Genomic DNA, 12,504 nt, shown 5'->3' on the forward strand with positions numbered 1-12,504 from the left:
TATATGTACTCAGGCAAAATGCCTGGAAATTTTCAAAATTAATAAAAGTTAATTCATTTCTCTTATATGAACTATATAGTTTGCAATAATATCGCTATATTACCAAACTAAAATATGTATTTAAATACTTTTAGTGCTATTTATATATTCAAAACAAGTATAAACGAGCAGTTTCATATACAGGCCCTGCCCGTTTATATTAATTTTTATTTATCAGTCACCTTATCATCTCCAGCGATTCTCGTTACATTTTGTGCATATTTTGCTATAGCATCAGCTGGTTTTGTTCCAGATGCAACTGCTTCAACCATTGATTGAATTTCAGTTGATACTGAAGGATATTTATCTACTGCTGGTCTAAATATTGCATTTTTTAACATATCATTAGCTTGTTGATTAAATGGTATAGCCATAAAATCCTTATCTTCTGCTACATCTTTACGAGTAGTGAGGAAGCCTGCTGCTTTATCTAATGAAAGCATATTTTCTTTATTCATAGCAAATTTTACAAATTCCATAGCTGCATCTTTGTTTTTACTTTGTTTAGGAATTGCAAGTGACCATCCACCTGCCATAGTTACAGTTTTTGGTTCTTGTCCTTTACTTGTAGGCATAGGTGCAAATCCGACTTTATTAGTATAATCTGCCCATTCAGCAGGGCCACCCTTTGCCCAGTTACCTGAAGTCCAATATCCATCTAAACCAATACCAACTTTATCCTTAGGCATATACTGACGTGCAAAAGTGTTTCCTGCTTCTCCATTAAGAACTAGAGAAAGAGATGGACCATATCCCTTTTGATAAATTGTATCAACAAAGTTAAGTGCCTCTGTCATTTCATTACTCTTTACAACCCATTTTTTGCTGTCTGAATCATAAAGTGTACCACCAGCACCATAAAGAAGCATTTCATAAGTCTGCATACTTGTAGCTTCGCCAGTAGCTTTTCCTGAATTCATCCAGAATGGAACTACATCTGGGCACTTTTCTTTAATTGTTGCACATGCTTGTAAAATCTCATCCCATGTTTTTGGTTGCCAGTTTTCAGTCAATCCTGCTTTTTTAAAGACTTCTTTATTGTACCAAAGTCCTCTTGAATCCGTGCTATATGGTACAGCGTAAACCTTTCCATCTGAGGCAGTAACACCTTTCTTTAAAGGCTCATTAAATTGGCTTGTCCAATCTGACCAACTATTTAATTGAGAGGTTAGATCTTCTAAATATCCAGCACTTGCATCTGAATTTAACATAAAGGTATCTTCTGTTACAATATCAGGGCAATTTTCACCAGATTTTAATGCTAATGCAATTTTGGTAAAATAATCACCTTCTGATGCAGTGATTGGTGCAGCAACAACCTTAACCTTAGGATTGTTATATTTTTTATTAACTTCTTCAATCCATTTTTTATAAGTGTCAGAACCATCATCTCTGTAAGTAAATTTAAGTGTTATAGCTCCATCTGATGATTGATTTGAACTAGCAGCTTTGTCACTTGAGCTTCCACACGCAACCAAAGAACTTGTCATTATAATACCTGTTACTAATAACGAAATCTTTTTTAACATTTTTCTACTTAACATAAAGTCCCTCCTATTTTTACTTATCATGGAATATTTATATAAACTTCACTATATAAAATATAATGAGGTTAATATATCAAATTAATCTACAAAAACTTTAATAATAAGTTCAGCAAAAAGCGAATCTGCCCAAGCGAACCAGCTTCTTGTAAAATCATGAGGATCATTAGGATTAAAGCTCTCATGCATACATTCTTTTCCATCATCTGTTTCTATGATCATTTGAATAAGCTTACTTATTTCCTGAGGATCAATTGAAGTCATAGCCTGCATCATCAAACCAATTGGCCAAATGTTTCCAGCAGGAGTATGAGGACTTCCCACCCCTTTAGCGTATTTACCTTCATAATAATATGGATTTTTGTTGCTTAAAACAAATCTACGTGTATTTTGATAAATCTCATCATCTACTGATGCATATCCTAAATAAGGAATAGAAAGTAGATTTGGAACATTTGCATCATCCATTAAATTATAATTACCCATACCATCAGTTTCGAAAGCATATATTTTTCCAAAGTCTTCTGTTTCAATAATTCCAAAGGAAAGTATTCCTTGTTCAATTTCTTTTCTTAGTTCTATGGCTCTAGTCTCTAAATTCTTATCTTTATAAATTGAAGCTGCAATTTCCTCCATAAATTTAAGCACAACTACTGCAAACATATTTGAAGGAATATTATATCCATATGTACAAGCATCATCACTTGGTCTAAAGCCTGACCAGGTCATTCCTGTATAATCAAGTGGCGCTCCCTTTCCTTCGTTTGGAAGAGTATCTGTATCTGGACAATTTTCTCTTTGAAATCTATACTCAGATTTTTCGTAATGGTGCTGTTCAACTTTCCATAAATTAATTATTGTATTCATTACTTTATAAAAAGCTTCATCAAAAATTTCTTTACTACCACTAACTTTCCAATATTGATAAGCAAGCTGAATTGGATAACAAAGCGAGTCTATCTCATACTTTCTCTCCCATACCCATGGGTTTTGAAGAGTTAAGTCTTCCTTCATTCCATGATTGTTTGGCTCCATATTGAAAGCATTTGCATAAGGATCAATCCCTATATACATGATTTGCCGTTTAATCAACCCTTCAACAACTCGTGCGATTTGAGGATCTTTATTGACTAATGGTAAATAGTGTCTTACTTGAGCAGAAGAATCCCTTAACCACATAGCAGGAATATCTCCTGTTAAAATAAACGTAGTACCATCTTCTAAAATACTTGTCGTAGTGGCAAGTGTACTAAGATAACAATTTTTAAACGTTTTCTTAAAACTTGTGTCTAATTGTTCTGCAATATCATCAACATATTGTAGAACAATTTCTGATATATTCAATATCTTCACTCTCCTTTCACCATGTTTTTTCTTACTTGACTATATTATATATTCCAATTTTGTCAAAGTCAATATATTAATTATACTTTTTAAATAAACATTGTCTATTTTATGTCAATCTAAATACATTTAATATATTAAATATATTAAACGTATTTTTTATTTGTTATATTTACTCAATCATAGCTAATAGCTTACTCTTGCTTCTCGACCAACTTAATCCCTTAGCCGTTTTATTCCCTTTAGCCATATATAAAACAAAAGATAACCTTTGATTTCATAGGCCTCTCAGGTCCTTAAAGTCTTTACTTTCTAGGCATTAAAAAAGGTGCTACAACTCTATTTAATAAATAGATTAGTAACACCTTTTTATTTCTATAATTATTTATTTTCCTATTAATCATGAATTTCTTTAACTGACTGACCAATAACGAGTATAGCTTTAAGATAAGTTTTCTCTATTACTTCCCCTTTTAAAAGCTTAAGCACAAACTGTATTGCTGTACTGCCAATCTCCTTTTCCTTTTGACGTATATGAGTAAAAAAATAATCTCCCATGCTATTATATGGCCCATCAAAGCAAAGTATAGATATATCTTCTGGCACTTTTTTATTTAGCGATTTTAAAACGCGCATTACTAATAGTGCTAAATTATATTCTGTTACAAATACACAAGTTATATCTGGATTGTCTAAAATTAAATTCTTGATTTTATCACAATCTGCTTCGATATTATTATCACTATCCATCCCTGGTAAAGTACTCATTAAATTAGTTTCCCATAGAGCTTCATCAACTTTAACGCCATGTTCTGCATGACTAATTATAAAACCTTGTATTCTCTCCTCTATAGTCGTAGTATCTTTAGGATTAGTAGACATAAAGCTAATTTTTCTATGCCCCTGTTCTAAAAGATAATCTGCTGCCATTTTTGCAGCCTCTACATTTTCAGTTCCAACAAATGCTGCTGGAATACCCTTTAAATCGCAATCCATTAAAACAAGTGGATATCCTTCAATTATAAGCTTCAGTATTTTAGGATTATAATGTTCTCCATGAACTGGCATTACAATTATTCCGTCTACCCCCATGTCCACCAGTGAATCAATTGCATCATTTTCTAAATCCTGATTACCATAGGAACGTCTTGGAACTATAAAGCAGTTGTTTTTAGTTGCTTCTTGTTCAATTCCAGATAATAAATTCGTTCCATAACTCTCAGAAAAATCAGAAAGAACAACACCAATAATTGGTGAATGTGCTTCTCCCTTATGTATATTTTCTTTATCTTCAGTATATTTCATAACAAAAGAACCTTTTCCTGGCACTCGTGTTATTAATCCATTATCAGCAAGCATCTCAAGTGCTTTTTTGCTTGTAATATTACTAACATTAAATTGTGCTGCGAGTTCTTTTTCTGTGGGCAATTTTTCTCCCTCAGAATATTCGCCACTCACAATTTTATCATATAAAGAATTGTATAATTTTTGATACAGTGGCTGATTATCATTCATATAAATATATCTCCTGATCATTAATAAAATATTATTTAAAATATAAACATATAAATTCATAGCTGATATTAACCAAAGTTATACCTAACTATAAATAATATATCTAATATATTTAATATATCATTCTTATATCCTCTGCGTCAATTTTATTTTATAAAGTTTCTGTACTATATTATAATTAATTACCCAAAATTAGATAAATTTTCAAAAAGGCTTCACTAAACTTTAAATTTAGTGAAGCCTTTTAAATACATCAAAGAAAACATACTTGCTATTTTCCTAGTTACATTTTAATTTCTGGTTTTACTATTAATTTAAACTAGTTTTGGAAGCGTAGTTGCTCCATGAGGCATAATACTTATTGTAAGATTTTCAGCTTTATCCTTATAAGCAGTTTCAAGCGCCTCTTCCAAGGTTTTAGTTACAATAACTTTTGTATTTTTTAGCAAAACAGGATCAATTTCTGAAACCAAAATTAGTTTATACTTTTCACCAGTCTCACAGAAAAAGTATCCAACAAATTTTGAAATAGTATAATGTTCTCTAAGGTCTTTTTCCCTATCTAACATATTATCAAAATTCAATATCATATCCTTAATATCTTTAACTTCCCCAATGCCTTCGCTACACTCACTAAGTACTATAATAGTTCCACCATCTACTACTGCTTCTTTTGCATTTATTAAGGTTTTTATGGATTGATAAAGATTTATATCCTTTGGATATCCTCCTGCACTAGCAATAACAATATCCGCTTTCTTTTTTATATTAACTCCATCAATACTATCTACTAATTTTCTTCCGGCTTCATGAGCGGCTATATAATTTCCTGCAACTGCACCAGCTATATCTCCATCTGGTCCCATTACTACATTAAACATAAAGGACGGCTTCAGCATAGCAGCTGCTTGCATCATATCTTCATGTACAGGATTTTCTATAATATTACCTGAGCATACACGATCCCTTGTCCCACTTCCAAGACCTTCATTCAAAGAAAGAGAGTGATTTGCTGATATGGTCTTAAAAGAGGATATGCCAGGAAGTATTGATTTCTTTCCTCCTGACCAGCCCACAAGGAAATGATAAACTATTGCTCCTGTGATAACTACATGATCAGCCTCAACAGCTATTTTATTTACTTTTACAGGCGTTCCATAGCTTGTATCACCTAGATATACAAGATTTTCTTCATCAAAACAATCGTGGTCATATACTTCAAACCTTTTTGACAATTCTTCCCCAAGAAGTATTTCATGCTCTTCCTTTGTTTGCTTTCTGTGAGTACCTTGAGCACATAGAAATATAATATTTTCATCTTTAACTCCACCTAAATTTAGTTCTTCTATAATTTTATATAGAAACTCATGTGGCTTTTGCCAGCTTCTTGTAATATCAGAAATTACTATACAAACTCTTTCATCTTCATGTACTATATCTTTAAGTCTTTTGCTATCAATTGGATTAAGTAATGCTTCAGAAATAATTTCAGCTTCTGTTCTATCTTGCCTTAATACATTGCTTTCAATTACTTCTAGTAGATTTTTTTCTTCGATTAAAGCTTTCATCTCACCTTGACCGTATTTCATATTAATTTCTTTCATTTTATAGCCCCCAATAATTGAATTATTAATCTTTTCAAACATTTATTAATAATTTGGTAATATTTTTGTATATTTTATATATAATACAATATTTAATCCTTGTCAATATTATCATTTTTTTAATTGTAATAAAATCAACCCTTAATTAATCTTAATTTTCCATTAAATCTCATACAATTTATTGGAAGCATATACTCTAAATGGTATAATAATAGAGATATAATTTAATGCAATACTTTGGATTTGGAGTAAAAAGCATGAAAAAAAGTACAAGCAAATTAACAAAAACAAAAATTATATTATACATTTTTATTGTAATTACTTTTTTTAATCCAGCATCTACTAATTTCAAAGTTGGAGAGAATATCAATGTAAAATATTTACCACATTCACATATGGGAATATCATATTCTTATATAAATGAAAGCGTTCCATTTTCATTATTACCACAAATATAATTAAAATAATACTAATTAATTGAATTATGAATAACACTAACATCTTTAACATACAGCGTTCACTTTCATAAGCGTATACAACGATCTTTTAGTTAATAAAATTTTATTTAAAGAGAGGATTTTAATTATGTTACTAAAAAACACCTTTGCACAAACTCCACCAATGGGTTGGAATAGTTATGACTATTATGATACTACAGTTAATGAAGCTCAAGTTAAAGCTAATGCTGAATACATGGCAAAATACTTAAAACCGCATGGATATGAATATATTATTGTAGATATTCAATGGTCTGACCCTAACGCAGGTACTGACAGGAAAAATTGTCAATACATAAATTTCAGCCATTTTAATATAGATGAATATTCTAGGCAGCTCCCAGCTGAAAACAGATTCCCATCTTCAAAAAATGGTGCTGGCTTTAAGCCTCTTGCAGATTATATTCATGATTTAGGCTTAAAATTTGGTATTCACATTATGAGGGGAATTCCAAGATATGCTGCACATATGCCTTTAAAAATTAAAGGTACCAATGTAACTGCAGATAAAATTGCAGATCCGTATTCAATATCTAAATGGAATCCAGATATGTATGGCGTTGATTATCAAAAGCCTGGTGCTCAAGAATATTATAATTCTATTTTTGAATTATATGCTGAATGTGGTGTTGATTTTGTAAAGGTTGATGATATATGCAATACTAATATGTATAGGGAAAATCCTTATTCTGCTGAAAAAGAAATTGAAATGATTCATAAAGCTATATTAAATTCTGGAAGAAATATTGTCTTAAGCCTTTCACCCGGACCTGCTGTAATTGAAAAAGCTTGGCACTTAGAAAAGTATGCAAATATGTGGCGTATTACTGATGACTTTTGGGATAATTGGATTTTACTTAAAAATATGTTTGAACGTTGTGAAGTTTGGCAAAATCATGTATCAACTGGCTGCTATCCTGACTGTGACATGATTCCAATTGGATGGTTAGGTAAAGGTTTTGGTTTAGAACGCTATACTAGCTTTACTATAAATGAACAAATTACATTAATGACTCTATGGTGTATTTTTCGTTCTCCTTTAATGGTTGGAGCTGAATTAACAAAATTAGATTCAGAAACCTTAGAGCTATTAACAAATGATGAAGTACTTTATTTAATAGCAAATTCACATGGTGCAATTCAAATAGAACGTGATGATACACATGCTATATGGTTTAGTAAGGATAATAATGATGACAGTTGTTATATTGCTCTATTTAACTTATCAGAAATAAGTAAAACTATAACAGTTTCTTTAAAAGATATTGGAATTAATTCTCATGCTTTCATACGTGATTTATGGAAACATGAGAATTTGGATTCAGTTGAAAATATAGTTACTGCTAATGTTCCTTCACATGGTGCAGCACTATATAAGCTTAAATTTTGCCAATAAGATATTCCTGCTTTCCATCTCGTAAGAAAACTGGAATAATATCTATTGGTGCATCTACTTCAATGGTTTGACCACCATTATAAAGCTTTCCAGTGTGTGCATCTGTCCAATCAGAACCTTTAGGAAGATAAACCTTCCTAGAGGTTGCTCCTTCATATATTATTGGAGCAACTAATATATCAGCTCCATATAAATACTCATCCTTAATGTCCCAAACAATTTCATCGTTTTGGAATTCAAAGAAAAGTGGTCTCATAATTGGAGCCCCATTTTCATGGGCTTCTTTCATTAATTCTCTAGTATAATCTCTTAAAGTTTCTCTTAAGCTCATATATTTAACTGAAATATCATATACTTCATCTCCAAAGCTCCATACCTCATTATTTCCACCAGTAGACAATGCCTTACTGCCGTCTTTTTTAATTACCTCAGTGCTTGATGCTCGATCCCCATGTAATCTCATTACTGGACAAAAGGCTCCCCATTGAAACCATCTGATTAATAATTCTCTGAATTTAGGATCATCAGGATTTCCTCCAACAAAACCACCAATGTCTGTTGTCCACCAAGGAATTCCTGCAATCCCCATATGCAAGCCTGCAACAATTTGCTTTCTGAAATCTTCATAAGAAGAATGAACATCTCCTGACCATACTAATGCTCCATATCTTTGACTTCCTGACCATGCACAACGAACTAAATTAACAATATTCTCTTGTCCTTCTGCCTGCATTCCTTCATAAAAGGTTTTAGAATAATGTTGCGGATAAATATTACCTATTTGAACATTTGGTCCTAAGGAATATCTATAGTTATCAAAATCATATACATCATATTCTGGTTCTGCTTCATCTAACCAAAATATCTTAATTCCATAATCATAATAGTTCTTTTTACATTTTGACCATACATAATTTCGTGCTTTTGGATTTGTCGCATCAAAAAAAATACTTGCTGGGAACCAATTCATCATAGCAACATTAGCTCCCTTTTCAGCTTTAATTAAGTATCCCTTTTGCTGCATTTCTTCATAATTTTCACTATGTCGATCAATTTGCGGCCATACAGATACCATTAATTCTATACCTAATTCTTTTAATTCCTCTACCATTGCTTTTGGATCTGGGAAAAATTCTTCCTCAAATCTAAAATCTCCTTGTTTAGGCCAGTGGAAAAAATCAATTACAATAACATCTATTGGAAGCTTTCTTTTCTTATATTCTCTTGCTATATTTAATAGCTGCTCCTGATTATAATACCTCAATTTGCATTGCCAGAAGCCTAGACCATATTCCGGCATCATTGGAACTGTACCTACAGCTTTTCCATAAGCCTTTTCTATTTCAGCTGGTGAGTCTCCTGCTGTAATCCAATAATCTAATTGCTTAGTACTTTCTGCAAACCATTCTGTTCTGTTTTTAGCAAAATTTACTCTTCCAATAGCTGGATTATGCCATAGGAAGCCATATCCTTTACTTGAAAATAAAAATGGTACACTAGCTTGAGAGTTACGATGAGCTAATTCTATAGTTGAACCTTTCAAATCAAAAATTTCTTGTTGATATTGTCCCATTCCATATATTTTTTCCTTGGCATCTCCTTCAAACGAAGCGGTTAACTTATAATCTCCTCCAATGATAGGTTTAAAGGCTCTTGCTTGAAGTTTTAAAGCTCCACCACTACTAATTTCTTTCAATAACAATTCACCTTTTTCATTGAAAAAGGAAATCCTTCCCGAAGTTTCCCATCTTGATTGATTAACGATACTTGCAGTTATTTTACCATTTTTTATGGTAGCAGTTTGTGTTTCTTTGTTAATTTCTATTTTAGCTTTAGTATTACTGCTGCTAGGTAATAATGAAAAATCCGTGTCTAGTATTTCGCCCATCATTCGTGATCTGACACGCAGACTGTTTTCTCCCCAAGCTTCAATTTGTAAGGTTTCCCCATTGTTTTCAAAAATCAACTTTCCATCTTCTATAGAATAAAAATCCATTTTTAATTAACCTCCCACCTAAAATCTATTGTTCTTATATATAATTATAGTGTCTTATAAATTCTCATGTTATAATTATATTTGCAGTAAACTATTAATATAATGTCATACAGTTATTAAATGGGGTGAAAATAAATGTTAGGTAATAAGGATTTAAAATCGCCTAATGACTTAAAAGAAAATATTTCACATGGAGATTTTTTATTTAGTCTTGCAGTGCACTTAACTGAACATAAAATCGCACTCGACATAATGTTATATTCTCATTGGCATGAAGAATTAGAAATTTTATATATAATTGAAGGAAGTATGCTGCTGCAAATTGATTTGCAATCATTTATTGTGAATAAAGGCGATATTATTATAATTCCACCAAACTTAATTCACGGAGCCTCACGTTGCAATAACTCTCCTTGTAAATTTTATGCAATAGTCTTTCATCCAAACTTAATTTCCAGCATTATTAATGATACTATTCAGCAAAATTACTTAGATCCTTATTTTATAAAATCAAACAAGAAATTTCTCTATATTAATAAGAGTTCTTGGGAATACGATAAAACATTTCACTACATAACAGCTATAATAGAAGCCTATTATTCAAAAGCTTTTGGCTTTGAACTTCTTATTAAAGCCTATATTCTACAGATGTTTTATAACATAATTCAATTTCATTCAATTGAAAACAATGAATTGAAAAAGGAAGATCTTTTAACAACGGTTCGAATAAAAAAAATTCTTGCTTTTCTAGAAGATAATTATCAAAGTCCCTTTTCTTTATCAGATTGGGCATTAAGTATCTCTCTAAGCAAAGAACAGTTTTGTAGAATTTTCAAGAAACATTTTAATAATACTCCTATTGAATATTTAATTAATTATAGAATCTCAAAAGCAGCTGATTTGCTTATACAATCTGAACTTCCAATTATAGATATTGCCTTTGAAACTGGATTTGAAAGTGCCAATTATTTTACTATAACCTTTAAGAATAAGATGCATACTACCCCTAAAGAATATAGACGTAATAACAAGAAGTTTTTATAATTAGGCATAAAAAAATATTTTATCACAACTATTTCGTGATAAAATATTTTTTATTATATATGTTCTATAAAATATATGCCTAATATCCCTTATTTTTGAGTTCCGATACTATTTCTACATATTTTTCAATTACATCAAAGCCTTTATAATCATCTCTTCTTAGGTCTATAATATCTCCATGAGAAATTCCACGTCTTCCTTTGTTTCTCAAAACTCCTTTAAATTCACCCCATTTTGCAGAATCAATTGCCACTAAGCCATCATTTTCCCCTTCAGTAAGCTTTACAAAAATATAAGGTATTGCAATTACATAATCACTGAAAATATTCTTTACTACTGATGTGTAACTTTGATAATATACTTGTTCAACATCTCTAACCTCTTCATTGAATTTTTTACTATGGTAGGTTGAGAATTGCCTGCTTGCAGTGTAAAAATCAGGATTCTTATCACCTAAGATTTTGTAGTGTTTATCAAAAAACCTTGCAATAGCCTTATAGATCTTATCAGGAATTTTGCAGGCAATATCAACAAACTTACAACCTCTATGTGGTGATGATATCATAGTTAGAGATGCTACATAGTCACCCATATCTAATTTGCTAATCATATAACGAGAATCCAAGCCGCCTTTAGAATGTGCAATAATATTTACCTTTTCACTGCCTGTCTCTTTTATTATATCCATAATTTTATTTTTAATATCTTTTGCATTATACTCGACGGTACCCCAAGCTTCTTGATTTCCATAATAAACTGTTGCTCCATTTCGAATTAATTCTTTAGGTATCCTTCCCCAGTAATTAATGTATTTTAAATCTCTAAAGCCAACACCATGCACTAATACAAGAGGATATTTTGTTTTACATACCACTGAATCAACACGTGCTTCATGATTAATCACTTTATAGCATTCATGGTCATATTCCATTCCTGCAATACGACAAGCATATAACATCACAAAAACATTAATAATAGGAATTAAACTCCAAAAACCTACTATGAGCCTTTTCACAATATTTAATCTTCTTGAAGTACATAAAATTCTTAGCATTCCATTTACAAACAAAGTAAGAATTGCTACTGTAACTACAATACTATCTGCAATCAAAACATATTCAGGCATTCCAAAGCTTTGTATTTTAGTGAATCCAGTTAAATATATTATGGTTTGAATAAACGCTGTATATAAGCCATACAAAACAATACGCCTTCCACCTAACATCACTCTTAATCTTAGGTTAACAATTTGCTTTTTTGTATGTGGCGCTATGTTTACTTTCATCCAAAGATATAAAATGAAAATAATCATCTCCGTTAAAATAATCCATTTGCATATAGAATTATCTTGTCCAAATTGAGTACGCTCACTAAAAAAATACCCTAACAAAACAATATGTGGTGCAAAAATAAAATATAAAAACATGAACCCTTTATGTAATAAATTTAACTTTTTACTTATATCTAACCCTATGACGCTAATTACTATTAGCGTTAATGCAAAAGTTATTGTAGTGACCATCAT

General features: G+C 31.1%; 9 protein-coding genes. 3 read left to right on the forward strand and 6 right to left on the reverse strand.

All coding sequences use genetic code 11. From position 1 onward, the window contains the following. Positions 1 to 206: 206 nt before the first annotated feature. The 4 genes from CSPA_RS19910 to CSPA_RS19925 form a co-directional block, all read right to left on the reverse strand. The gene (locus CSPA_RS19910; protein WP_015394164.1) at positions 207 to 1,583 is read right to left on the reverse strand and encodes an ABC transporter substrate-binding protein; all 1,377 of its coding nucleotides are present in this window, start codon (positions 1,581 to 1,583) and stop codon (positions 207 to 209) included. Between the two features lie 81 nt (positions 1,584 to 1,664). Further along, the gene (locus CSPA_RS19915) at positions 1,665 to 2,927 is read right to left on the reverse strand and encodes a glycoside hydrolase family 125 protein (protein WP_015394165.1); all 1,263 of its coding nucleotides are present in this window, start codon (positions 2,925 to 2,927) and stop codon (positions 1,665 to 1,667) included. 396 nt (positions 2,928 to 3,323) lie between these two features. Beyond that, the gene (locus CSPA_RS19920) at positions 3,324 to 4,442 is read right to left on the reverse strand and encodes a GntR family transcriptional regulator (RefSeq protein ID WP_015394166.1); all 1,119 of its coding nucleotides are present in this window, start codon (positions 4,440 to 4,442) and stop codon (positions 3,324 to 3,326) included. Positions 4,443 to 4,756: 314 nt separating this feature from the next. After that, complete coding sequence (locus tag CSPA_RS19925; RefSeq protein ID WP_015394167.1) at positions 4,757 to 6,046, reverse strand: lactate racemase domain-containing protein; 1,290 nt, start codon at positions 6,044 to 6,046, stop codon at positions 4,757 to 4,759. Positions 6,047 to 6,303: 257 nt separating this feature from the next. Between CSPA_RS19925 and CSPA_RS19930 the strand changes: the two genes are divergently transcribed. Together CSPA_RS19930 and CSPA_RS19935 are read left to right on the forward strand one after the other, a co-directional pair. Continuing rightward, complete coding sequence (locus CSPA_RS19930) at positions 6,304 to 6,504, forward strand: hypothetical protein (RefSeq protein ID WP_015394168.1); 201 nt, start codon at positions 6,304 to 6,306, stop codon at positions 6,502 to 6,504. Between the two features lie 127 nt (positions 6,505 to 6,631). After that, complete coding sequence (locus tag CSPA_RS19935; RefSeq protein WP_015394170.1) at positions 6,632 to 7,939, forward strand: glycoside hydrolase family 27 protein; 1,308 nt, start codon at positions 6,632 to 6,634, stop codon at positions 7,937 to 7,939. Here CSPA_RS19935 and CSPA_RS19940 read toward each other — a convergent pair. Beyond that, positions 7,923 to 9,935: a glycoside hydrolase family 31 protein gene (locus CSPA_RS19940; protein WP_015394169.1), complete on the reverse strand. Its 2,013-nt coding sequence runs from the start codon at positions 9,933 to 9,935 to the stop codon at positions 7,923 to 7,925. The genes CSPA_RS19935 and CSPA_RS19940 overlap by 17 nt on opposite strands. A gap of 135 nt (positions 9,936 to 10,070) precedes the next feature. Between CSPA_RS19940 and CSPA_RS19945 the strand changes: the two genes are divergently transcribed. Continuing rightward, positions 10,071 to 10,979 (forward strand): AraC family transcriptional regulator, encoded by a 909-nt coding sequence (locus CSPA_RS19945; RefSeq protein ID WP_015394171.1) that lies wholly within the window; start codon positions 10,071 to 10,073, stop codon positions 10,977 to 10,979. Between the two features lie 79 nt (positions 10,980 to 11,058). Here CSPA_RS19945 and CSPA_RS19950 read toward each other — a convergent pair whose 3' ends face one another. Next, a complete protein-coding gene (locus tag CSPA_RS19950) occupies positions 11,059 to 12,504 on the reverse strand; it encodes an alpha/beta hydrolase (protein ID WP_017810445.1) in 1,446 nt (481 codons plus the stop codon).

Source organism: Clostridium saccharoperbutylacetonicum N1-4(HMT), assembly GCF_000340885.1.
GTDB lineage: Bacteria > Bacillota > Clostridia > Clostridiales > Clostridiaceae > Clostridium > Clostridium saccharoperbutylacetonicum.